Raw genomic sequence first — 22,764 nt, forward strand, 5'->3', positions numbered from 1 at the left:
AAGAAAGCCTGCAGCGTTGTTTTTTCTATCGATATTTCCTGAGTGTGCCCCGAGATGCCTGGCCAGCTGATTTACCTTATCGTCCTGCTCCGCTTTCGATCCCTGACGGCGATCATTCCTGGCCAGGTGTGCCCCCGTCATATGTCTATGCTGAACAGCAGGAGGTATATAAGAACCGCGAGATATATTCGACATATAAGGCACTCACTCTCAAAAATTGATTTGGCAATCATTAATCAGCATGGATAACGGCCAAAAATCCTAGAGAGCTGCGAAAATCAAGGCTTTCCTAAATCGCTCATACGTCCATCAATAAACATTTATTGATATAACAGAGCCGATAAACATTCTTAAAATTTCATCACACTCTGCATTTAATTCATGCACCAACAAAGTGCGCCTCGTCATGTATTGGTTATTGAACGCTCGCACTTTCGGTACATCGCAGGCGGTCATCCCGCCTGCCGTGTCACCAACTCGACAAATGCCTTGGCCATCGGCGATTTCTGGTCCTTGCGCTGCACCAGCCAGACCGCCGAGGTCGCTTCCGGGTCCAGCAGCGTGCGGTAGGCCACGCCGTCGATGCGCATGCGCCGGTACGACGCCGGCAATACGGTGACGCCCAGTCCTGCCGCCACCAGCCCGATGATGGTCATGGCCTCGCCCGCTTCCTGAGTAAACATCGGACTGAAACCGGCGTCCCGCGCCAGGCTCAGCAGCTGCGCATACAACCCGCTGCCGTAGCTGCGCGGGAAGAACACGAAAGGCTCATTGGCCAACTGGTGCAGGTAAATGCCCTGCTCGCTGCCTTCGGCCAGCGGATGGTCGGAGCGCAGGATCGCCACCAGAGGCTCGCGCAACAGTTCCACCGCCACCAGTGAATCCGGTAACGGCAGCGGGCGCATGATGCCGACCTGCATCGACTCCTCCTCCAGCCGCTCGGCCACCTCGCGACTGCTCATCTCCTGCAACGCCAGATGCACCGACGGGTACTGCTGGCGAAAGGCAAAGATGGCCTGGGGAATGCTCGACGTGAACGGCGCCGACGCGGTGAAGCCGATCTTCAACTCCCCCAGCTCCCCCAACTGCGCGCGGCGGGCGACGTCCGAGGCTTTCTCGACCTGCGCCAGCACCAGCCGCGCCTCGTCGAGAAACAGCCGCCCGGCTTCGCTCAGCGCCACTCGTCGGTTGGTGCGCTCGAACAGGCGCGCACCCAGTTCCTGCTCCAGCGCCTGAATCTGCTGGCTCAGTGGCGGTTGTGAGATGCCCAGCGATTCGGCGGCGCGTCCAAAATGCAGCTCTTCGGCGACGGCGATGAAATAGCGCAGATGACGTAATTCCATGGCATTTCCATTAGGTCGTAAAACCTATCAAACGGGTCGAACAATATATTGGATGGAATCGTTAGCCGGCTATATGCTTTTTTCCATCGCCCCTCCCGTAGCACCTTGAGGTCCACTGTGAATACTGCTGCATCCCCCGCCACGTCTGCGCCTGATCTGATCAAAGCCGCCATTCCGCTGGGTGATTCCTACATCGAAAAAGACACTCCTGCGTTCATTCGCACCGTGCTGGCGTTGTTCTCCGGCGGCTTCGCCACCTTCGCCCTGCTCTACTGCGTGCAACCGATGATGCCGGTGCTGTCCCGCGACTTTTCCATCAACGCGGCGCAAAGCAGCCTGATCCTCTCGGTAGCCACCGCCATGCTCGCCATCGGCCTGCTGATCACCGGGCCGATTTCCGACCGCCTCGGGCGCAAGCCGGTAATGGTCGTTTCGCTGTTTTCCGCCGCACTGTTCACCATCGCCAGCGCCGTAATGCCGAGCTGGGAAGGCGTGCTGGTGACGCGGGCGCTGGTCGGTCTGTCCCTAAGTGGTCTGGCGGCGGTGGCGATGACCTACCTGAGCGAAGAAATCCACCCGCAGCACATCGGCCTGGCGATGGGCCTGTACATCGGCGGCAATGCCATCGGCGGCATGAGCGGTCGATTGATCACCGGCGTGTTGAGCGACTTCGTCAGCTGGCATGCGGCGCTGTCGATCATGGGCCTGATCGCGCTGGGCGCAGCCTGTGTGTTCTGGAAAATCCTGCCGCCGTCGCGCAACTTCCGCGCCCGCCCGCTCAATGGCCGCAGCTTGCTCGAAGGCTTTGTCCTGCAATTTCGTGATGCAGGACTGCCGTGGCTGTTCCTCGAAGGCTTCCTGCTGATGGGCGCGTTCGTCACCCTGTTCAACTACATCGGCTATCGCCTGCTGGCCGATCCGTACAACCTCAGCCAGGCGGTGGTCGGGTTGTTTTCGGTGGTCTATCTGTCGGGCATCTACAGCTCGGCGAAAATCGGCGCGCTGGCCGACAAACTGGGGCGTCGCAACGTGCTGTGGGCGGTGATCGTGCTGATGCTCGCCGGCGTCGCGCTGACCCTGTTCACCCCGCTGACAGTGGTGGTCATTGGCGTGCTGATGTTCACCTTCGGCTTCTTCGGCGCCCACTCCGTAGCCAGCAGCTGGATCGGCCGCCGCGCCGTCAAGGCCAAGGGCCAGGCCTCGTCGCTGTACCTGTTCAGCTACTACGTCGGCTCCAGCATCGCCGGCACCGGCGGCGGCGTGTTCTGGCACTACGCCGGCTGGAACGGCATCGGCCTGTTCATCGGCATCCTGCTGCTGATCGCCCTGGGCGCTGCGCTGAAACTGGCGAAAGTGCCGCCGTTGCCGATGAATGTGCAGGTTTGATTGGGCTGTCACCTTCACACAAGAACAAAGCTTGTTTCCCACCTATCGCATCTTGATATCCTGATGGCAAAGCGTGAACAATCAATTCACGCTTTGCTGCTATGATCAGAACATTTCAGCACAAGGGCCTTAAAGCCTTTTTTCAGACAGGAACGACCAAGGGAATTCGTGCAGATCACGCAAAACGTCTGCGCTTTATTCTGGGTGCGCTAAGCATCGCTTCGGGGCCTGAAGAACTGGACTTGCCTGGCTTCAGGCTACATCCGTTGAAAGGATCATTGACCGGTTACTGGTCGCTGACGGTAAGCGGAAACTGGCGAGTCATTTTTAGATTCATCGAGGTTGACGTCGAGTTGGTCGACTACCTCGACTACCACTGAAGGAGTGGCCTGCGTGGACATGCACAATCCTCCCCACCCCGGCGAAATGCTGCAAGACATGTTGCCGGAGTTGAATATCAAGATTGCCGAGATGGCCCGTCGTCTTCATTTTTCGCGGGAGATGCTTTCTCGCGTCATCAACGGTCGGGCCCCCGTGAGCCCGGATCTTGCGGTCAGGCTGGAGCGTTCGGGGTTGAGCACTGCACGCTTCTGGCTGGGCCTGCAAATGAACCATGACCTCTGGCAGGCGGAGCATCGGGAACAGCCTGCCGTAGGCCGTCTGGTTGCCGCGTAAGTCGGACTGGGTGCATCGCCTCGACCTGTGGGAGCGGGCTTGCCCGCGAAGCTTCTGTCGGGTCAATGCGGTGCTGACTGACCCACCGCTTTCGCGGGCAAGCCCGCTCCCACAGGATTTGTTACGGCAGTGGCATTGATCCGCTTCAATCCAGCCGCCAGACCACGCTGGCCTGCAGGCGAGCGTCCTGTTTTTCCAGGATCAGCGACTGCATGACCGCGCCGTCGCGCTCGGCCTGGATCAACCAGTCGAGCAGCACGGACGGGTCGCCACTCAGGGTCAGGCGCAGGGTCTGCTGGTCTTCGTCCAGTTGCAGTAACTCCAGCCCGGTAGCCGTTGCGCGGTCGTTGAGGCGGCGTGACAGCGGCTGGTCGCTCGACGCCGACTGCGCGGGGGCGGCCTGCTGGATCTGCCCGGCCAGTGCCAGGCGCTGACGATAGAGTTTTTCGGCCTGCTCCAGTCTGTTTTGCGCCGGCTGCCACAGGCCGTTGAATCCGAGCACCACAAGCAAAAAGACGCCGAGCAAGGTCAGCATGCGCCGGTCTCTCGGGGCCAGTTGTTGCCAGCGTTGTTGCGCCATCGCGGGCCATTTCATGGTGTATCCGCCCCCATGATCAATACGGCCTGCACACCGTCACGGACCTTGCTGGCGCTGTCCAGGCGGATGAGCAGTCCTGCCTGTGCTGCGCGCTCGCGCAGACGCTCCAGCTCCTTGAACGACGCTGCAGACAGGGTCAGCTTCCAGCCCTCACCCGCGCCGAACTCCGTGCGCAGCACCTCGACGTCGCCGCCGCCGATGACCTGCTCGGCCAACTGGACCAGCCGTTTCATTTGCCCCTGCTCCTGCACGACACTGCCTTGCGCAGCGCTGAATTGCGCGTCGAGATCGACGATGCGGGTCTGCTGTGGATACAGCGCCTGAAACTGCTGGACACTTTGCGCATAAAGGCGCTCGGCAAGGCTTTCCAGATGCTGACTGCGGATCAGCAGCGCCGCCCATGACAGCCAAAACACGCAGGCCGCCGCTGTGACAAACGGCGCCCAGCGCCAGCGCTTGCGCTGCGGTCGGAATTCACCCTGAAGCAGATCGATGGCTTTTTCCGAACGCAACAGCTTGCCGATTTCAGCCTGCGCGGAAGGCTGATCGACATCATAGCGACAGACATTGTCAGGCAGACGTGACTCGATGATGTGCAGCGCAGCATCGGTCAGGGCCAGACGTGCTTCCAGCGCTCCGCCCAACAGCCAGCGGCCTGCCCATCGCAGCACATAAGGCTGATCATCGGGCAGCAAATCCGCATCGATCTGCACGCTGAGCGGTTGAATGCCAGCCTCATGCAGCGTCTGCAAAATACGCTGGAACAGCCGGGCGTTGATCACCAGCAACGGATAGCGGCGTTGTTCGTCAGGCACGCCCACGGCGATATGCAGCGCATCGAGGTCTTCGCCCAACTGCTCTTCGACGGCATACGCCAGCGCCTGCGCGGACGGCCTGCGGCGCCCCGGCCACAGCGGGCTGCGCAGCCAGCTACAGGCCTCCATGGGCAGCACGACGCGCACACGTTCGCCATGGAAAATCTGCCCGGCCTCCTCCAGCGTGCCGGTGCGCAGGGGCTGAGCGTCGGACCAGCAACGCACCGGCCAGGGCGACTCCACGTCGCGCAGCCCGGGGGGTGTGAGATACAACCAGTGGCTCATGGTGTCGGGTACTCCGCAGGCGCCAGCAAACGACGTTGAATGACCCGGACCTTCCGGGTGTTGGCGACACGTTCCACGTCAGTGACCAAGCGCAACTGGTTGCCGGCAAGACCGACATCGGCGGTGATGCGAAAGCGTCGGCTGCTCACGCCGAGACCATGGCTGGATATCCCCAGGCCATCGAGGCCGGGCGCGCGGACGAATGCCTGTGCGTCGGCATAGCCTTCGACGGGCCGCTGGCTGACTATTTGGCGGGCACGGCTCAGGCTGAAGCCTTCAAGACTGGCCAGCACCTGCGCCGATGCTGTGTTGACGTTCAACGGGGTGTCCACGGGCAGGACCGCGACGTAGGGCAACAGACGGCGCAAATCGTCAGCGGACAGATCCGGAATCAGGCGCAGTTGCGAAGGATCGGTCAAGGTCGTGTCTTGCAGCAGCGTGAGGTCGACATCGGCTACCGCCAGGGTTGCCAGCAAACGACGCCAGCGGCGCAAAACGATCTCATCGACCTCTCCGGGCACCGTCAGCCGGCTTAGGTTGAAACGCCCGCCCAAGTCCTCGATCACCAGCCGGGTTTCCAGGTCCGGCAAACGAATCTGCCCGGCCTGGCTGGCCCATGGCTGCTCGACATGGACATTGCGCGCTTCGCCATCATCAGCCACTCGCAGCAGCTGCAAGGCGCGGTCTTCCAGAGTCAGTGCCGCCTGACGCAGTTGCAATTGATGGATCTGCTGCGCAGTGCCCAGCAGGGCCAGTCGCTGGCTGCGCAACAGGCCACCCACCACCAGCACGGCCAGACTGGTGATCAACAGTACGCTGATCAGGGCAATGCCTTGCTGACGAGTCCGTCTGACAACCTTGCTCACAGCCCCTCCACCAGCGGAATGACACGGCGGATCTGTGGATAAGTGCCCACGCTCAGGGTCATTTCCAGCGCGCGAGGACGGTTTGCGCCGGGCCTTGCCGGCCACTCCCGCAGCCAGCCGGCCTTGTCGTCGTACAGGCGCCAGTCGAGATGACTGACGCCGCCAAGCAGTGCCTGTTTCTGCACACCTGGCAGGTCGAGGCTACGGCTGTAGCGCCACAGCCGACCCTGCTCCAGCACGTAACTGACTTCCTGACGGTCACTGCGCAGATGATCCAGCGGGTTGCGCCAGTTGCCACGTTGCAGGTTGAGCACGCCCTCACGGATCGCCACTGGTTGTGCCGACGCGGGCACGACAATCTGCAACAGATCACGCTCGATGACCGCCACCGCACGGCGCAACGCACGCAGGCTCTGCTCCTGCGCTTGCATCTGTTCACGTACCCGAAACACCCCATCGAACAGGCGCCAGCAGGCGAGACCGAGGATGGCAAAGATCGTCAGGCTGACGAGCAACTCCAGCAAGGTGAAACCGTCTTCGCGGCTCATGGTTGCGCCGCGCCTTCGACCCAGCCGCTGATGCGATAAACCGCGGTCTTGTCCGCCCCCTCAAGCACGGCCAGATCGATCTTCAGGCGACGCCCCGCCCCCTCACGCTCGACCCGCTGTTCCACCGTCCAGGACTGTCCGGCGAAGAGCTGCTGCAGACGCTGCTGTCCCGGCTCGGGCGGTTGCAGGCGCAGCTCGGTCAGACGGTTGTCGGCGATCCAGCTGGCGAACAGGCGGCTCTGTGCGTCGCCGCTGCGCTGCAAGACAAACTGGCTGGCAGACAATACCGCTGCGGCCAGCAAGGCGAAGACCGCCAGCGCGATCATCACTTCAAGCAAGGTGAAACCGCGCTCAGCCCTCATGGATCACCACGTCGTTCAGGCCGTCGCTGGACAGGCTCAGCCAACGGCCCTGCACGGTCTCGTAATGCAGGGCGAAGGGGCTGATTTCGTCGCTGCTGAGGATGAGCAACTGCGGCTCGATGGCGCTGACGCTCAAGCGCAAAGGCTGGCCCTCCAGCTCCAGGCGCAGTTGCAGCTCACCCGGCAGCGGGTGCGCATCACCCAAAGGCGCCCACACCGAAGACTGCCAACCCATGACCTGATAGCTGTGGCTGTCGAAACGCAAGCCATACTCACGCCCTTCGCTGACAGCCCGCTCGCGCAACTGCGCGATCACGCCAAGCAACTCTTGCGCCTGCACGCGTGCCTGCAACGCCGGGCTCGCCGTCAGACCGACACCCACCAGCGTCAGCAACACGCCGATCAGCAGCATGACCAGCATCAGTTCCAGCAGCGTGAAGCCGCGACTGCGCGAGCGCATTACGGTTCGCTTCGCCCGATGTCGGCGGCGTAGCCGTCGCCGCTCACCACACCATCGGCACCGTAGGAGTACAGATCAAAAGGCGCCCCTCCGGTGCCCGGGCTCAAGTATTGATAGGGCGTGCCCCAAGGGTCTTCGGGCAGACTCTTGAGATAACCGCGCGGGTTCCAGTTCTTTGCCTGCGGCGTGCCGGACGGCTTTTTGATCAGCGCCTCCAGCCCCTGCTGGGTCGAGGGGTAGCTGAAATTGTCGAGCCGGTACATTTCCAGCGCGGTGTTCAGCGCCTGAATATCGGTGCGGGCGGCGGTGACCTTGGCCTGGTCCGGACGGCTCATGAATTGCGGAATCACCATCGCGCCGAGCACGCCGATGATCACCACCACGACCATGATTTCGATAAGGGTAAAGCCGCCCTGCCGGCGGCGTGCAACGATAGCCATGGTTTCAGTTCACCAGTTGGTTGAGGTTAAGGATCGGCATCAGGATGGCCATCACGATCAGCAGCACCACGCCGCCCATGGTCACCAGCATCGCAGGCTCGAACAGGCTGACCAGCACGGCAATCCGCGCGGCCAGGGTCTTTTCCTGCTGCTCGGCGGCGCGCTCGAGCATGTGGTCGAGTTCGCCGGCGCGTTCGCCGCTGGCGATCATGTGCAGCATCAAGGGCGGGATGTCGCCGCCCTGTTCCAGGCTGCGAGTGAGCGTCTCGCCTTCGCGCACCCGGCGGGCAACGTCGTGCATGCGCGCCCGGATCGGCAAGGTGCCGATCACCGCTGCGGCAATCTGCAGAGCGTCGACCAGCGGCACCGCGCTTTTGCCGAGAATCGCCAGCGTGCTGGCGAAACGCGCAGCTTCGGTGGCATAGAGCACACGACCAATGAGCGGCAAACGCAGCAGCCGTTCCTGCCCGCGCCGCCGCCATTTCGGCTGACGCCACGCCCATCCACCCAGCACGGTCAGCGCGATCAGCACTACGCACAGCGCCAGCCCGTAGCGGCGCACACCGCCACTCACGGCAATCAAACCCTCGGTCAACAACGGCAACGGCTGACCACTGTCGATGAACACTTTGATCACATCGGGCACCACGTAACCGAGCAGGAAGGTGACGATGGCCAGCGAGGCGCACAGCAGGATCAGCGGATAGACCAGCGCCAGCTGGATCTTCTGGCGCGACTGCTGACGTGCCTCGGTGTACTGCGCCAGTTGCTCAAGCACCGGGCCAAGGTGACCGGACCGCTCACCAGCCGCGACCGTCGCCCGAAACAACGAGGGGAAAGCGCGGGGAAACAACGCCAGCGCCGACGCCAGATCGTAGCCTTCGGTGATCCGCGCCCGGACCGCCGTGACGATCTGGCTGACCCGACGCTTTTCACTCTGCGCAGCCACCGCCCGCAAGGCTTCTTCAAGGGGCAAACCGGCCTGGATCAGTGTCGATAATTGCAGCGTCAACAAGGCCAGCTCTGCGCTACGCAACCCAACACTGCGCGTACCGTTGCCCCCGGATACCAGCCCACCCGTGGTGGGCTTCAGCGCCGTCGGCAGCAGGCCGCGCTCACGCAGCAACTGGCGGGCGTGGCGAGGGTTTTGCGCCTCGATCTGCCCGGAGCAGCGGCGCCCGTTGGCATCCTGAGCCTGATAGTCGAACACCGTCATGCGGCGTCCTCGTGGGTCACCCGTAACAGTTCATCTAGGCTGGTTCGACCCTCCAGCACCAGTCGCTGGCCATCCTGAAACAGACTGCGCGAGGTTGTACGCGCCTCGGCGGCCAGCTCCGGTTCGCTGGCGTTGCTGTGGATAAGATCCGCCAGACGCGGCGTAATGCCGATCAATTCATACACACCGATGCGCCCGCGATAACCCTGGCGGCACTCGGCACAGCCCTCGGCGCGGAACAGCGTCGGAGCCTCCCCAGGCGCAATGCCCAGGCGATGACATTGCGCCTCGTCAGCCTGATACGCCGTCTTGCAGGCATCGCATAACGTGCGCAGCAGGCGCTGAGCCAGCACACCGAGCAGCGACGACGCCAGCAGGTAAGCGTCCACGCCCATGTCGAGCAACCGGGTCACCGCGCCCACCGCGCTGTTGGTGTGCAGGGTCGACAGCACCAGATGCCCGGTCAGCGACGCCTGAATGGCGATCTCCGAGGTTTCCCGGTCACGGATTTCACCCACCATCACCACGTCAGGGTCCTGTCGCAGAATGGCGCGCAGACCACGGGCGAAGGTCATTTGCACCTTCGGATTGACCGGGGTCTGACCGATGCCCGGCAGGTGGTATTCGATGGGGTCTTCAACCGTGAGGATATTGCGCGTCTGGTCGTTGAGCCGGGTCAGCGCCGCGTACAGGCTGGTGGTCTTGCCGGAGCCGGTAGGGCCGGTGACCAGAAACAGACCGTGGGGCCGCGCCAGGATCTGTTCGAAACAGGCCAGGGTGTCCGCCGGCATGCCCAGTTGCTGCAGATCCAGCCCCGCCTTGCGCTTGTCCAGCAGGCGCAGGACCACGCGCTCGCCGTGTGCGGAAGGCAGCGTCGAGACGCGCACATCGACCTCGTGGCCGGCCAGCCGCAACGCCATGCGGCCGTCTTGCGGCACGCGCTTTTCGGCGATGTCCAGCCGCGACATGACCTTGATTCGCGACACCAGCAGGTTCGCCAGCTCGCGTCTGGGCTTGAGCACTTCGCGCAACTGGCCATCGACGCGGATGCGCACCGACAGGCTGTGCTCGAAAGTTTCCAGATGGACATCCGACGCCTTCTCGCGCACCGCCTCGCTGAGCAGCGCGTTGATCAGGCGGATGATCGGCGCGTCACCTTCCTGCTCCAGCAGATCGGCGGTCTGCGGCAACTGATCGGCGATCTCCAGCAGGTTCAGCTCTTCGTCCAGCCCCTGTGCCACGTCCTCGGCAGCACGCTGCCCGTCGCTGTAAACCGCGGCCAGGCGAGTCGCGAACGCGGCGGCATCGACTCGCTGCCAGTGCACATCGTCGACGCCGGTCAGACGCACGGCTTCGGACAGGGCCGTCAACGGCGCGTCATCACGCACCCAGAGCCGCGCATGCTCCTGCGAGTCATCGCGCATGACGCCGAAACGCCGGGCAAAGCCGAACGGCAGTGGCGAGTTCATGGCGTCACCCTGGATTCGCGAAGATCCGTCACGGGCGCGTCCAGTTCGGCGTCGAACAGTTCTCGGGCTTCACGGGGCAGCAGCAACGCGTTCTTGCCATTGCCGCCCAGATCGCGCAGTTGGCGGTAACGGTCCTGACTGGTGCGGGCGATGTCCTCCTTGCCGCGAACGATGGTCGGCCGCAGGAAGATCATCAGATTGGTCTTCTCCCGCGTGTCGCTTTCCCAGCGGAACAGCGCGCCCAACCAGGGAATGCTGCGCAGCAGCGGCACGCCGCTCTGACGCGTGCGTACGCTGTCCTTGATCAACCCGCCGATCACGATGATCTGGCCGTCGTCAGCGAGAATCGTGCTTTTCAGGGCGCGCTTGTTGGTGATCAGGTCGTTGAGGCCCTCCACGGAGCTGGCGATTTCGGAGTTCTCCTGCTCGACCTCCAGACGCAGGGTTTCACCGTCGTTGATGTGCGGCCTGATCTTCAGCTTGATGCCGATGTCCTGGCGAGTGACCGTGGTGTACGGGTTTTCCGAGCCGCTGCCGGGGGTCTGGTACGAACCGCTTTTGAACGGCACGTTCTGCCCCACCAGAATCTCCGCCTCCTGATTGTCCAGAGTCAGCAGGCTCGGAGTGGACAGCACGTTGTTGCGGGTGTCGCTGGCCAGCGCGTTGATCAGCACGGCAAAGCGTTCGTTACCGACACGCAGCACAGCGCCGTCGGGCAGTTTGTAATCATCGGCGCTCATACCGGGCAGGCTGATTCCGGCTCCCGCAAAGCTGATGCCCCCTTGGGCATTGCCGCCATTCACGCCCCACTGCACGCCCAGGGCGTTGCTGATATCGCCGGAGACTTCGATGATCGCCGCCTGAATCAGCACCTGCGAGCGCGGCTGGTCGAGCTGCCGCACAATCTGCTCCAACGTGCGCAGTTGCGCGGGCTCGGCAATCATCACCAGCGCGTTCTGGCTGTCATCGGATTTGACCGTGGCTTTCTGCGCAGGCGCGGCCTGTTTGGCGCCGCCTTCCGGCCCCAGGCCCTGGCCCATGGCATCCAGCACCTCGGCCAGTTGCCGGGCATCGCTGTGACGCAAACGCACCACTCGCGAGTTATCCGCGCTGGCCGCAGCCGGGGTATCCAGATCGCGCGCCAGAGTACTCAGACGCTGACGGGTAGGCGCATTGCCGACGACGATCACGCGGTTATTGCGCGCATCCGCCACCACCTGACCACCTGCGTCCATGCCCTGCTTGCCCAGCGCCTGCTCCAGCACCTTCGCCAGTTCTTCAGCCAGGCCGTGCCGCAACTGCACCACGGTGTGGCCGCTCTTTTTTCCGGAATCCAGCTCGGCCACCAGCGCGGCCACGCGCCTTACGTTATTCGCGGTGTCGGTCAGCACCAGCGCATTGCTCGACGCCGACGGACCGACGTAGCCGTTGACCGACACCAGCGGGCGCAACAAGGCCGCCAGATCGGTCGCCACGCTGTTGTTCAACGCGATGACCTCGGTGACGAACTGCCCGCCCTGCGCCGTGCGGCTGTCGGTCTGACCGGCACGGGATTTCGCCTCAGCCACCGGTGTGATCAGAATCCGCTCACCCTCGTCGATCACCGTGAAGTTGTGGGCGTCGAGCACGGAGTAGAACAGCCGGCGCACACCCTCGCGATCCAGCGCCTGATCGGACATCACCGTGATTTTTCCCTGCACCCTCGGGTCGAGCACCACAGTGGCGCCGAGGATCGACGACATCTCCCGCACCACGTCACGCAACTCGGCATCGTTCATCGCCAGTTGCCAGCGCTGGTCGTCCTGCGCCAGCACTTGCCCGGACATGAGTACGGTCATAAAAAGCATTGCCGCCAGCCGCTGAAAACGGTTGTGGAGAAGTGGCAGGTTCATCATTCGTCCCGAGGTACGACGGCCAGGGGCCGAAGGTAAGAAGAAGTGCTGTGGGTGGGACTGGATGTCACTTTGAGAACTTGCTGCGGCGCCGTGTTCAAGGCCACCACCTCCTCTCGACCGTTACGCCATAGAAGCACCCGGTCGATTTCGATACGTCGCAACACACTGCCGCCAGGTAGGCGCTCGCCGGTCCGATAGACGCGCTGCCCCTGATCGGTTGCCAGCAATGCACCAGAATGCTCGGGTCCGGAGACGAAGGTGCCGCGCAAGATCAAGGCTTCGCGGCTCGGTGAGGGAGTACCTTCAGGGCGCAACCCCATGACCGCGATCAACGCGGCAGGGTCTGCACCAGATGACGACACGGCAGCCTTTGCCGTTGTCGGAGGAACCCAAGGCGCTGACGCGAGCGCCTGTCGATAACCATGTTCGCGCCATGCCAGCCAGCCGCCGCAGACCGCAATGGCTACGATCGTCATGCACCCGGCTTGAAGAAAAGGCCTGTTCACAGCCACATGCGCCTGATGACCGGATAACCCGCCAATTGGTGTTTGATCACCGCAGCCACATGCAGCCCCAGCAATACGGCGAGCCCGGCACAACTCCAGATATGCAGCCGAAAGAAGAAACGCTGCCACTGCGGATCGCTCAACCAGGGATCGAATTGCAACATGCCGAAGACGCCGAATGGATAAGGCATCATCAGCACACCGCTGATCAGCACCACCGCAGTCACAAGATAAATCAAGCCATGCACCAGACAGGCCGCCCATTCCTGCACCGTGTGCAGTTGTCGAGCCAACGAAGTTGCCCGGGCGACCGCCAGACACAGCCTGACGATAAAAACTGGAATGAATATGAGCGTCAGCGATACATTGAATTCGGCAATGGCCGCTTTCAATTTCGACGACTCGTCAAAGAGCGTTACCAGCGTACCGGTGATCAGCGCCCATAAAATAATGGCGGCAGAAATCCAGTGCAGACTGATACGCAACCGACAATAAGCGGCGGAAGATGACATGAACAAATCTCCAGAGGCATGACAACTTCGAGCGGCGTCAGATCGCCGCCCGAAGTTTCAGGACGTGGACTTACTTCATCATCCAGGCTTCTTGCCAATCTGAACCGGTACCCGGCTTGTAGTGGTGGCCGTTGCTCTTGCACCAGCCGGCCGCCGGGAACGGCTTGCACTCATAGACCTTGCCGTCTTCCGGCTGCAGCACAGTGGTGCCCGCCACATATCCCTCGATACCTTCCGGGTAGACCGCGTCGTAGGCCTGCCCACCGCCCTCACCGGTCAGCTCCAGCGACTCCAGGCTCTGTCGAGTGGTTCGACCATCGGTGGTGCTGCCGATCAGCTTGATCTGGTGAGCCCCCGGCTCGCTCAACAGCGCGATCTCCAGCGCGGCACTCCCAGGCTCGATGGTGCGAATGACCGAACCCACAGCCTTATGGCCGGCATCGAATACAGTGGCTTCAATGTTCATTCTGCGGTTGCTGACCACGGTCACCGGCAGAACCGCCCGCCCCTTGACCAGCTCAACGTTCTTGTCGAAAGACTGAATGCTCAGTGCAGCCTCGGCATCCTCCACCAGTTCCGTCTGCAGTTCGAAACGGTTCACACCGCTTTCAGCCTTGGCGTACAGGTTATTGGCGCCCTTGATCGGCTTGATGCTGCCGTCATCACCACGGATACCCGCACGCACCAGCGTTTGAGTCGTGTTGACCTGCTCGGCCAGCTTGAACGACCAGTTTTCCGGCTTGCCGTCTTCCTTGTTGGTGATGGTCAACTGCGAACTGTAAGCAGCGTTCTCGCCATCAGCGGTCAACGCGCGGACCTTGACCTTGTCACCGACCCACAGATCGGTACGCGGTGTGATATTGCCCACCGGGCGCCAGCCATCCGGGTTTTCGGCTTCAGCGACGATGTTCACATCGACCACGTCATGGAAGGCGCCTGGAGTATCGTGAACGGTCCAGATCCCGAGGATGACGTGATGACCGCTCTTGTCGCCCGGAATCTGGCAGGTGTGTTTCTCGCGGGCCGGGCCTTCACTGCCTTGCGGCTTGTCGTTTGGCAGCTTGCCACCGGCGTCGACAGTGCAGAACGGGGTCAGATCGAACGACTCACGGGCGAGCGCCGCGTTAGGGTTCCAGCCGTTGCGGGTGATGAAGTATTCGTATTTGGTCGCCGGGTGAGTTGCTTTGTAATACCAGTCGAAACCGAGGGTGCGGTCCTTGATTTCAGTCTTGTGCCAGCGCGTCGCCGACTGCGCGTCCAGCGCCGCGAACTGTGACAGCGCACCACTGGCGATCTTGCCGTCGGGCACCCCGGTCTGCGGGAAGCCCTTGGCGGTTTCGCCGACGCTTTGCGGCTCGTACTGCGCCCCTCCACAGTCCTTGTTCAGGCCCTTCTGGCAGGCAAACGCCCGGGAAGGCGGATCGTTCAGATAACCGTGGGCCACAACCTGCTGCGAAGCCATCAGGGCAGCGATCATGACGAACGAAGAGGCACATCCTGAAACCGCGATCAGTTTCGACATTTCTGGTTCATCCCTTGTAATTAAGAAAAAAGACTTTCGTGCTGTTACATCGCTCGTCGGGGAATAGCGCCCATGCTGCCAACAATTGACAGTGGCTTTTATCTCAACTAAGAAGAGCCACCGACCCACTTTCACCGGTCGCTTCGACTACATGCCGAGGCCCATTCCAGAGCGGTCAACGCGATATTTCCCAAGAACTGTCATTGCATGACGATTTCAGGCGAGCAACGATTTAGCGGAGGGGAATTTAACGAGAATATATATTTATATATGTAGGAATGTTCTTCAGGCCAATAGCGATATTTCCGCATGACACATAGGGAAAGTGCTACATACGAGTGACGACAGCCCAGAACCATTCTGTCGGGCTGCGCCGCTTTACAGTGGGTCCGTATTGCGGATGCAAAAACGCCCGGCATCACCGGGCGTTTCAGGGCAGGCAGTCCAGCCGTCAAACGTGGTATTGCGCCGACAGCTCGTGTACGGCCTCGATAAAGGCGCCGGCGTTGGCCGGGTCGACTTCCGGGGTGATGCCGTGACCGAGGTTGAACACATGACCGGTGCCGGGGCCGTAGCTGGCAAGGATGTTCGCCACTTCCTGGCGGATCGCTTCGGGACGGGCGTAAAGCACGGTCGGGTCCATGTTGCCTTGCAGGGCGACCTTGCTGCCGACACGGCGACGGGCTTCACCGATGTCGCAGGTCCAGTCCAGACCCAGAGCGTCGGCCCCGGCATCGGCGATGCTTTCCAGCCACAAGCCACCGCCCTTGGTGAACAGGATCACCGGCACCTTGCGACCTTCGTGCTCACGGATCAGGCCGCTGACGATCTTGCGCATGTAGGCCAGGGAAAATTCCTGATAGGCCGCTGCCGAAAGGCTACCGCCCCAACTGTCGAAAATCTGCACGGCCTGCGCACCGGCAAGAATCTGGCCGTTGAGGTAGCCGGTAACGGCCTGGGCCAACTTGTCCAGCAACAGGTGCATGGCTTGCGGGTTGTCGTAGAGCATGGCCTTGGATTTGCGGAAGTCCTTGGACGAACCGCCTTCCACCATGTAGGTCGCCAGCGTCCACGGGCTGCCGGAGAAACCGATCAGCGGCACGCGGCCATTGAGCTCACGACGAATGGTGCTGACTGCGTCCATGACGTAGCCCAGGTCCTTCTGCGCATCCGGAATCGGCAGCGCTTCGATGTCGGCCAGGGTGGTGACGGTTTTCTTGAAGCGCGGGCCTTCGCCGGTTTCGAAGTACAGCCCCAGGCCCATGGCATCCGGTACAGTGAGGATGTCAGAGAACAGAATGGCCGCATCCAGTGGATAACGCTCCAGCGGCTGCAGGGTGACTTCGCAGGCGAATGCCGGGTTCATGCACAGGCTCATGAAGTCCCCGGCCTTGGCGCGGCTGGCGCGGTATTCCGGGAGATAGCGACCGGCCTGGCGCATCATCCATACAGGCGTGACGTCGACAGGTTGCTTGAGCAGGGCGCGAAGGAAACGGTCGTTCTTCAAGGCAGTCATGGCAGGATCCGACAGAAAAGTGCGGGCATTTTCTCAGACCACGACGCAAAAGGCACGGCAAGTGCCGTGCCTTTTGTCTATGGGGGCGATTTGCCGCAGGATCGCCGACAGCGCCTGCACGCCTGTGGGAGCGAATTTATTCGCGATGCGGTCGGACAGTCGACACATCGATGTCGTCTGTAACGGCCTCTCGCGAATGAATTCGCTCCCACACAAATCGCCGGCAAGCCGGTGTAGCAGGGCTCAGACGCCCAGGTAGTCCAGGATCCCTTCGGCGGCGTTGCGGCCTTCGAAGATGGCGGTCACGACCAGGTCGGAGCCACGCACCATGTCGCCACCCGCGAAGATTTTCGGGTTGCTGGTCTGGTGCTTGAACTTGCCTTGCTCCGGTGCAACCACGCGGCCCTGGCTATCGGTGTCGATACCGAACTGCTCGAACCATGGCGCCGGGCTTGGACGGAAACCGAAAGCGATGACCACGGCGTCGGCCGGGATGATCTCTTCGGAGCCCGGAATCGGCTCGGGGCTGCGACGGCCACGGGCATCCGGCTCGCCCAGGCGGGTTTCGACCACTTTCACGCCTTCGACCTTGTCTTCACCAACAATGGCGATCGGCTGGCGGTTGTAGAGGAACTTCACGCCTTCTTCCTTGGCGTTCTTCACTTCCTTGCGCGAACCCGGCATGTTTTCTTCGTCGCGACGATAGGCGCAGGTCACGGCCTTGGCGCCTTGGCGGATCGAAGTGCGGTTGCAGTCCATTGCGGTATCGCCGCCGCCCAGTACCACGACCTTCTTGCCTTTCATGTCGACGAAATCTTCCGGCGACTTTTCAAAGCCCAGGTTGCGGTTGACGTTGGCGATCAGGAAATCCAGCGCGTCGTGTACGCCTGGCAGGTCTTCGCCCGGGAAGCCACCCTTCATGTAGGTGTAGGTGCCCATGCCCATGAACACGGCATCGTACTCTTCCAGCAGTTGCTCGACCGTGACGTCCTTGCCCACTTCGGTGTTCAGGCGGAATTCGATGCCCATGCCGGTGAACACTTCGCGGCGGTTGCGCAGCACGCTCTTTTCCAGCTTGAACTCAGGGATGCCGAAGGTCAGCAGACCGCCGATTTCCGGGTTCTTGTCGAAGACCACCGGGGTCACGCCGCCGCGCACCAGCACGTCGGCACAGCCCAGACCGGCAGGGCCGGCACCGATGATCGCAACGCGCTTGCCGGTCGGCACCACGCGCGACATGTCCGGACGCCAGCCCATGGCGAAAGCGGTGTCGGTGATGTACTTCTCGACCGAGCCGATGGTCACTGCGCCGAAGCCGTCGTTCAGCGTACAGGCGCCTTCACACAGACGGTCCTGCGGGCACACGCGACCGCAGACTTCCGGCAGAGTGTTGGTCTGGTGCGACAGCTCGGCGGCGGCAAGGATGTTGCCCTCGGACACCAGCTTGAGCCAGTTGGGAATGAAGTTATGCACAGGGCATTTCCATTCGCAGTACGGGTTGCCGCAACCCAGGCAGCGGTGAGCCTGATCGGCCGATTGCTGGGGTTTGAAGGGTTCGTAGATTTCCACGAACTCTTTCTTGCGTTGACGCAGCAGTTTCTTCTTCGGATCTTTGCGCCCGACATCGATGAACTGGAAGTCGTTACTCAGACGTTCAGCCATTTGGAGCCTCTTCGCGGCAGCTTCAAGCCCTAAGCTTCAAGCTGCAAGAAAATCAAATTCGGTTCTGCACACGAAGCTGCAAGCTTTCAACTCAAAGCTTGCAGCTTGTGGCTGCGTTACTGCGGGTTGGCGCGAGTGCTGGACAACAGCGACTTCAGGCTTGCGGCCTTCGGCTTGACCAGCCAGAAGCGGCGCAGGTAGTCGTCCAGGTTCTCCCAGAGATTACGGCCCCATTCGCTGTTCGTCTCGGTCACGTACTCGGCCAGCACGCGCTCCAGATGGCTGCGATAGGCTTCCATCGCTTCACCGCTGATGCGCTGGATTTCCACCAGTTCGTGGTTGACGCGGTCAACGAAGGTGTTGTCCAGGTCAAGCACGTAGGCGAAACCGCCAGTCATGCCGGAACCGAAGTTGTAGCCGGTCTTGCCCAGTACGCAGACGAAACCGCCAGTCATGTATTCGCAGCAGTGGTCGCCCGTGCCTTCCACGACGGTGTGAGCGCCGGAGTTACGCACCGCGAAACGCTCGCCTGCGGTACCGGCTGCGAACAGCTTGCCGCCCGTGGCGCCGTACAGGCAGGTGTTGCCGACGATGGCGCTGTCCTGGGTTTTGAACGGGCTGCCTTTCGGCGGCACGATCACCAGTTTGCCTGCGGTCATGCCTTTACCGACGTAGTCGTTGGCATCGCCTTCCAGGTACATGTTCAGGCCGCCGGCGTTCCACACACCGAAGCTCTGACCGGCAGTGCCCTTGAAACGGAAGGTCACCGGCGCGTCTTTCATGCCCTGGTTGCCGTGCAGCTTGGCGATCTCGCCGGAGATCCGCGCGCCGATGGAACGGTCGCAGTTGCAGATTTCCAGCTCGTACTCGCCACCGCTCTTCGAGGCAATGGCCGCCTTGGCCATCTCGACCATTTTCTCGGCCAGCAGGCCCTGGTCGAACGGCGGGTTGCGCTCGACGCCACAGAACTGCGGCTTGTCGGCCGGCACATGGTCGCTGCCCAGCAGCGGGGTCAGGTCCAGGTGCTGCTGCTTCTCGGTTTCGCCCGGCAGGATGTCCAGCAGGTCGGTGCGGCCGATCAGCTCTTCCAGCGAACGCACGCCCAGTTTCGCCAGCCACTCGCGGGTTTCTTCAGCCACGTAGGTGAAGAAGTTGATCACCATGTCGACGGTGCCGATGTAGTGATCCTTGCGCAGCTTGTCGTTCTGGGTCGCAACGCCGGTGGCGCAGTTGTTCAGGTGGCAGATACGCAGGTATTTGCAGCCCAGTGCGATCATCGGCGCAGTACCGAAGCCGAAGCTTTCGGCGCCGAGGATGGCGGCCTTGATCACGTCCAGACCGGTTTTCAGACCACCGTCGGTCTGTACCCGGACCTTGCCGCGCAGGTCGTTGCCGCGCAGGGTCTGATGGGTTTCGGCCAGGCCGATTTCCCACGGAGCGCCCGCGTATTTGATCGACGACAGTGGCGAAGCGCCGGTGCCGCCGTCATAGCCGGAAATGGTGATCAGGTCGGCGTAGGCCTTGGCCACACCGGCAGCGATGGTGCCGACGCCGGCTTCCGCGACCAGCTTGACCGAGACCAGTGCCGACGGGTTGACCTGCTTGAGGTCGAAAATCAGCTGCGACAGGTCTTCGATCGAGTAGATGTCGTGGTGCGGCGGAGGCGAAATCAGGGTCACGCCCGGTACTGCATAACGCAGCTTGGCGATCAGGCCGTTGACCTTGCCACCCGGCAGTTGTCCGCCTTCGCCCGGCTTGGCGCCCTGGGCGACCTTGATCTGCAGCACGTCAGCGTTGACCAGGTATTCCGGCGTCACACCGAAACGACCGGTAGCGATCTGCTTGATCTTGGAGCTGCGGATGGTGCCGTAGCGCGACGGATCTTCACCGCCCTCACCGGAGTTGGAACGCGCGCCCAGGCGGTTCATCGCTTCGGCCAGCGCTTCGTGAGCTTCCGGCGACAGTGCGCCCAGCGAGATGCCCGCCGAGTCGAAACGCTTGAGGATCGCTTCCAGCGGCTCGATCTCGTCCAGGCTCAGCGGGGTTTCCAGCTCCTTGACCTTGAACAGGTCGCGGACCATCGACACCGGACGGGTGTCCACCAGCGTGGTGTATTCCTTGAACTTGGCGTAGTCGCCCTGCTGCACGGCGGCTTGCAGGGTTGCCACCACATCAGGGTTGTAGGCGTGGTATTCGCCGCCGTAGACGAACTTCAGCAGGCCGCCTTGCTGGATCGGCTTGCGCGGGCTCCAGGCTTCGACGGACAGGGCTTTCTGCTCGGCTTCGATGTCGACGAAACGCGCACCCTTGATGCGGCTCGGCACGCCACGGAAGCTCAGATCGCAGACTTCTTCGGACAGGCCGATGGCTTCGAACAGCTGCGCACCACGGTACGAACCGATGGTCGAGATGCCCATCTTCGACAGGATCTTGAGCAGGCCCTTGGTGATGCCTTTGCGGTAGTTTTTGAAGACTTCGTACAGGTCGCCCAGCACTTCGCCGGTACGGATCAGGTCGCCCAGCACTTCATAGGCCAGGAACGGGTAGACCGCCGACGCACCGAAGCCGATCAGTACGGCAAAGTGATGCGGATCGCGAGCGGTCGCGGTCTCGACCAGGATGTTGCTGTCGCAGCGCAGGCCTTTTTCGGTCAGGCGGTGGTGTACCGCACCGGTGGCCAGCGAAGCGTGGATCGGCAGTTTGCCCGGGGCGATATGGCGGTCGCTCAGCACGATCTGGGTACGACCGGCACGCACGGCTTCTTCAGCCTGATCGGCGACGTTGCGCACAGCGGCTTCCAGGCCGGTGGCCTCGTCGTAGTTCAGGTCGATGACCTGGCGGTCGAAGCCTTCACGCTCCAGGTTCATCAGCGCGCGCCATTTGGCAGGCGAAATGACCGGCGAGCTGAGGATCACGCGGGAGGCGTGCTCAGGCGATTCCTGGAAGATGTTGCGCTCGGCACCGAGGCAGACTTCCAGCGACATGACGATGGCTTCGCGCAGCGGGTCGATCGGCGGGTTGGTGACCTGGGCGAACTGCTGACGGAAATAGTCGTACGGCGTGCGCACACGGCGCGACAGCACGGCCATTGGCGTGTCGTCACCCATGGAGCCCACGGCTTCCTGACCCTGCTCGCCCAGCGGACGCAGCACCTGATCGCGCTCTTCGAACGTGACCTGGAACATCTTCATGTACTGCTTGAGCTGATCCGGGTTGTAGAAGGCCGAACCATGGTCGTGATCTTCCAGGGTCGCCTGGATGCGCAGCGCATGCTTGCGCAGCCACTGTTTGTACGGATGGCGCGACTTCAGACGGCTGTCGATGGCGTCAGTGTCGAGGATCTGACCGGTCTCGGTATCCACGGCAAAGATCTGGCCCGGACCGACACGGCCCTTGGCGATGACGTCTTCCGGGGTGTAGTTCCACACGCCGATTTCCGATGCCAGGGTGATGTAGCCGTTCTTGGTGGTCACCCAGCGCGCCGGACGCAGACCGTTACGGTCGAGCAGGCAGACCGCGTGGCGACCTTCGGTCATCACGATACCGGCCGGACCGTCCCACGGCTCCATGTGCATGGAGTTGAATTCGTAGAACGCGCGCAGATCCGGGTCCATGGTCTCGACGTTCTGCCATGCCGGCGGTACCAGCATGCGCACGCCACGGAACAGGTCGATGCCGCCGGTGACCATCAGCTCCAGCATGTTGTCCATGCTCGACGAGTCGGAACCGACGCGGTTGACCAGCGGGCCCAGTTCGTCCAGATCCATCAGATCGTTGCTGAACTTGGTGCGACGGGCCTGAGCCCAGTTGCGGTTACCGGTGATGGTGTTGATCTCGCCGTTGTGGGCGAGGAAGCGGAATGGCTGAGCCAGCGGCCATTTCGGCAGGGTGTTGGTGGAGAAGCGCTGGTGGAACACGCAGATCGCGGTCTGCAGACGCTCGTCACCCAGGTCCGGATAGAATGCCGTGAGGTCACGCGGCATCATCAGACCCTTATAAATGATGGTCTTGTGCGAGAAGCTGCAGATGTAGTGGTCGGTGTCGGCGGCGTTGGCCACGGACGAGCGACGACGGGCGCAGAACAGCTTGATGGCGAATTCCTGATCGCTCAGACCCTCACCGCCGATGAACACCTGTTCGATCTTCGGCAGGCGCTCCAGCGCCAGACGGCCGAGCACGCTGGTGTCGACAGGGACCTGGCGCCAGCCGATCAGGGTCAGACCCTCGGCCAGGATCTCGCGGTTCATGTTCTCGCGGGCGGCTTCAGCCTTGGCGTCGTCGCGGTTCAGGAAGACCATGCCCACGCAATACTGGCGCGGCAGTTCGGCAGCGAAATGCTCTTTGGCCACGGCGCGCAGGAACGTGTCGGGTTTTTGCATCAACAGCCCGCAACCGTCACCGGTCTTGCCGTCGGCGTTGATCCCACCGCGGTGGGTCATGCAGGTCAGGGCTTCAATAGCCGTCTGCAACAGATGATGACTGGGCTCGCCCTGCATATGGGCAATCAAGCCGAAACCACAGTTATCCTTGAACTCTTCTGGTTGGTACAGACCTGCTTTCATAGACACATTCTCACCAGGCTGCCTCTTAGCGAGGCAAATTTCTTTTCAATTCAACCATTTACCGTCCACGCTGAACGTACGCCAGCTTTGCGGGAGCAAAAGGGAGGTCATTGTACACACCGACAC

20 protein-coding genes are annotated in these 22,764 nt (G+C 62.0%); 3 read left to right on the top strand and 17 right to left on the bottom strand.

The window, feature by feature from the left end:
* Positions 1 to 452: 452 nt before the first annotated feature.
* The gene (locus tag ACIPL0_RS00995) at positions 453 to 1,343 is read right to left on the bottom strand and encodes a LysR substrate-binding domain-containing protein (RefSeq protein WP_400594698.1); all 891 of its coding nucleotides are present in this window, start codon (positions 1,341 to 1,343) and stop codon (positions 453 to 455) included.
* Positions 1,344 to 1,499: 156 nt separating this feature from the next.
* Here ACIPL0_RS00995 and ACIPL0_RS01000 point away from each other — a divergent pair, with 156 nt between their 5' ends.
* The 3 genes from ACIPL0_RS01000 (at position 1,500) to ACIPL0_RS01010 (ending at position 3,404) form a co-directional block, all read left to right on the top strand.
* The gene (locus tag ACIPL0_RS01000; protein ID WP_400595187.1) at positions 1,500 to 2,729 is read left to right on the top strand and encodes an MFS transporter; all 1,230 of its coding nucleotides are present in this window, start codon (positions 1,500 to 1,502) and stop codon (positions 2,727 to 2,729) included.
* A 101-nt stretch (positions 2,730 to 2,830) separates the two neighbouring features.
* Positions 2,831 to 3,109, top strand: a complete 279-nt coding sequence (locus ACIPL0_RS01005) for a type II toxin-antitoxin system RelE/ParE family toxin (protein ID WP_400594695.1) — start codon at positions 2,831 to 2,833, stop codon at positions 3,107 to 3,109.
* A gap of 13 nt (positions 3,110 to 3,122) precedes the next feature.
* A complete protein-coding gene (locus ACIPL0_RS01010; RefSeq protein WP_400594692.1) occupies positions 3,123 to 3,404 on the top strand; it encodes a HigA family addiction module antitoxin in 282 nt (93 codons plus the stop codon).
* A 145-nt stretch (positions 3,405 to 3,549) separates the two neighbouring features.
* Here the strand turns inward: ACIPL0_RS01010 and gspM are convergent, their stop codons facing one another.
* The 16 genes from gspM to gltB form a co-directional block, all read right to left on the bottom strand.
* Positions 3,550 to 3,999, bottom strand: a complete 450-nt coding sequence (gene gspM, locus ACIPL0_RS01015; protein WP_400594690.1) for a type II secretion system protein GspM — start codon at positions 3,997 to 3,999, stop codon at positions 3,550 to 3,552.
* The gene (gene gspL / locus ACIPL0_RS01020) at positions 3,996 to 5,102 is read right to left on the bottom strand and encodes a type II secretion system protein GspL (protein WP_400594687.1); all 1,107 of its coding nucleotides are present in this window, start codon (positions 5,100 to 5,102) and stop codon (positions 3,996 to 3,998) included. Before gspL ends, gspM begins: the two co-directional genes overlap by 4 nt.
* Entirely contained in the window at positions 5,099 to 5,968 is an 870-nt protein-coding gene (locus ACIPL0_RS01025) for a general secretion pathway protein GspK (protein ID WP_400594684.1), read from the bottom strand. Before ACIPL0_RS01025 ends, gspL begins: the two co-directional genes overlap by 4 nt.
* Positions 5,965 to 6,516 carry a type II secretion system protein GspJ gene (locus ACIPL0_RS01030; RefSeq protein ID WP_400594681.1) on the bottom strand — a complete coding sequence of 184 codons (552 nt, stop codon included), beginning with the start codon at positions 6,514 to 6,516 and terminating at the stop codon, positions 5,965 to 5,967. Before ACIPL0_RS01030 ends, ACIPL0_RS01025 begins: the two co-directional genes overlap by 4 nt.
* Positions 6,513 to 6,878: a type II secretion system minor pseudopilin GspI gene (gspI, locus tag ACIPL0_RS01035; RefSeq protein WP_400594678.1), complete on the bottom strand. Its 366-nt coding sequence runs from the start codon at positions 6,876 to 6,878 to the stop codon at positions 6,513 to 6,515. The genes ACIPL0_RS01030 and gspI overlap by 4 nt, the downstream gene beginning before the upstream one ends.
* Positions 6,868 to 7,338: a type II secretion system minor pseudopilin GspH gene (gspH, locus tag ACIPL0_RS01040; protein WP_400594675.1), complete on the bottom strand. Its 471-nt coding sequence runs from the start codon at positions 7,336 to 7,338 to the stop codon at positions 6,868 to 6,870. The genes gspI and gspH overlap by 11 nt, the downstream gene beginning before the upstream one ends.
* The gene (gene gspG / locus ACIPL0_RS01045) at positions 7,338 to 7,778 is read right to left on the bottom strand and encodes a type II secretion system major pseudopilin GspG (RefSeq protein WP_400594672.1); all 441 of its coding nucleotides are present in this window, start codon (positions 7,776 to 7,778) and stop codon (positions 7,338 to 7,340) included. Before gspG ends, gspH begins: the two co-directional genes overlap by 1 nt.
* Before the next feature lie 4 nt (positions 7,779 to 7,782).
* Positions 7,783 to 8,994: a type II secretion system inner membrane protein GspF gene (gene gspF / locus ACIPL0_RS01050; RefSeq protein WP_400594669.1), complete on the bottom strand. Its 1,212-nt coding sequence runs from the start codon at positions 8,992 to 8,994 to the stop codon at positions 7,783 to 7,785.
* On the bottom strand, positions 8,991 to 10,463 hold the full coding sequence (gene gspE / locus ACIPL0_RS01055) for a type II secretion system ATPase GspE (protein WP_400594667.1): 1,473 nt from the start codon (positions 10,461 to 10,463) through the stop codon (positions 8,991 to 8,993). The genes gspF and gspE overlap by 4 nt, the downstream gene beginning before the upstream one ends.
* Positions 10,460 to 12,301: a type II secretion system secretin GspD gene (gene gspD / locus ACIPL0_RS01060; RefSeq protein WP_400594664.1), complete on the bottom strand. Its 1,842-nt coding sequence runs from the start codon at positions 12,299 to 12,301 to the stop codon at positions 10,460 to 10,462. Before gspD ends, gspE begins: the two co-directional genes overlap by 4 nt.
* Positions 12,302 to 12,354: 53 nt before the next feature.
* Complete coding sequence (locus tag ACIPL0_RS01065; RefSeq protein ID WP_400594661.1) at positions 12,355 to 12,834, bottom strand: type II secretion system protein N; 480 nt, start codon at positions 12,832 to 12,834, stop codon at positions 12,355 to 12,357.
* Between the two features lie 26 nt (positions 12,835 to 12,860).
* The gene (locus ACIPL0_RS01070; protein WP_400594659.1) at positions 12,861 to 13,376 is read right to left on the bottom strand and encodes a cytochrome b; all 516 of its coding nucleotides are present in this window, start codon (positions 13,374 to 13,376) and stop codon (positions 12,861 to 12,863) included.
* Between the two features lie 70 nt (positions 13,377 to 13,446).
* A complete protein-coding gene (gbpA, locus tag ACIPL0_RS01075; RefSeq protein WP_400594657.1) occupies positions 13,447 to 14,898 on the bottom strand; it encodes an N-acetylglucosamine-binding protein GbpA in 1,452 nt (483 codons plus the stop codon).
* Positions 14,899 to 15,349: 451 nt separating this feature from the next.
* Positions 15,350 to 16,414, bottom strand: coding sequence for a uroporphyrinogen decarboxylase (gene hemE / locus ACIPL0_RS01080; protein ID WP_400594655.1), 1,065 nt, complete (start codon positions 16,412 to 16,414; stop codon positions 15,350 to 15,352).
* A 243-nt stretch (positions 16,415 to 16,657) separates the two neighbouring features.
* Complete coding sequence (locus ACIPL0_RS01085; RefSeq protein WP_400594653.1) at positions 16,658 to 18,076, bottom strand: FAD-dependent oxidoreductase; 1,419 nt, start codon at positions 18,074 to 18,076, stop codon at positions 16,658 to 16,660.
* A gap of 116 nt (positions 18,077 to 18,192) precedes the next feature.
* Complete coding sequence (gene gltB / locus ACIPL0_RS01090; protein ID WP_400594651.1) at positions 18,193 to 22,638, bottom strand: glutamate synthase large subunit; 4,446 nt, start codon at positions 22,636 to 22,638, stop codon at positions 18,193 to 18,195.
* Positions 22,639 to 22,764: the final 126 nt, after the last annotated feature.

The organism is Pseudomonas sp. NPDC090208, from assembly GCF_044746785.1.
Lineage (GTDB): Bacteria > Pseudomonadota > Gammaproteobacteria > Pseudomonadales > Pseudomonadaceae > Aquipseudomonas.

Coding starts and splice junctions, on each gene's coding strand:
- ACIPL0_RS00995 (WP_400594698.1), bottom strand. CDS start 1,343: ATGGAATTACGTCATCTGCGCTATTTCATCGCCGTCGCCGAAGAGCTG.
- ACIPL0_RS01005 (WP_400594695.1), top strand. CDS start 2,831: ATGATCAGAACATTTCAGCACAAGGGCCTTAAAGCCTTTTTTCAGACA.
- gspM (WP_400594690.1), bottom strand. CDS start 3,999: ATGAAATGGCCCGCGATGGCGCAACAACGCTGGCAACAACTGGCCCCG.
- gspL (WP_400594687.1), bottom strand. CDS start 5,102: ATGAGCCACTGGTTGTATCTCACACCCCCCGGGCTGCGCGACGTGGAG.
- ACIPL0_RS01030 (WP_400594681.1), bottom strand. CDS start 6,516: ATGAGCCGCGAAGACGGTTTCACCTTGCTGGAGTTGCTCGTCAGCCTG.
- gspI (WP_400594678.1), bottom strand. CDS start 6,878: ATGAGGGCTGAGCGCGGTTTCACCTTGCTTGAAGTGATGATCGCGCTG.
- gspH (WP_400594675.1), bottom strand. CDS start 7,338: ATGCGCTCGCGCAGTCGCGGCTTCACGCTGCTGGAACTGATGCTGGTC.
- gspG (WP_400594672.1), bottom strand. CDS start 7,778: ATGGCTATCGTTGCACGCCGCCGGCAGGGCGGCTTTACCCTTATCGAA.
- gspF (WP_400594669.1), bottom strand. CDS start 8,994: ATGACGGTGTTCGACTATCAGGCTCAGGATGCCAACGGGCGCCGCTGC.
- gspE (WP_400594667.1), bottom strand. CDS start 10,463: ATGAACTCGCCACTGCCGTTCGGCTTTGCCCGGCGTTTCGGCGTCATG.
- gspD (WP_400594664.1), bottom strand. CDS start 12,301: ATGACCGTACTCATGTCCGGGCAAGTGCTGGCGCAGGACGACCAGCGC.
- ACIPL0_RS01065 (WP_400594661.1), bottom strand. CDS start 12,834: ATGACGATCGTAGCCATTGCGGTCTGCGGCGGCTGGCTGGCATGGCGC.
- ACIPL0_RS01070 (WP_400594659.1), bottom strand. CDS start 13,376: ATGTCATCTTCCGCCGCTTATTGTCGGTTGCGTATCAGTCTGCACTGG.
- gbpA (WP_400594657.1), bottom strand. CDS start 14,898: ATGTCGAAACTGATCGCGGTTTCAGGATGTGCCTCTTCGTTCGTCATG.
- hemE (WP_400594655.1), bottom strand. CDS start 16,414: ATGACTGCCTTGAAGAACGACCGTTTCCTTCGCGCCCTGCTCAAGCAA.
- ACIPL0_RS01085 (WP_400594653.1), bottom strand. CDS start 18,076: ATGGCTGAACGTCTGAGTAACGACTTCCAGTTCATCGATGTCGGGCGC.
- gltB (WP_400594651.1), bottom strand. CDS start 22,638: ATGAAAGCAGGTCTGTACCAACCAGAAGAGTTCAAGGATAACTGTGGT.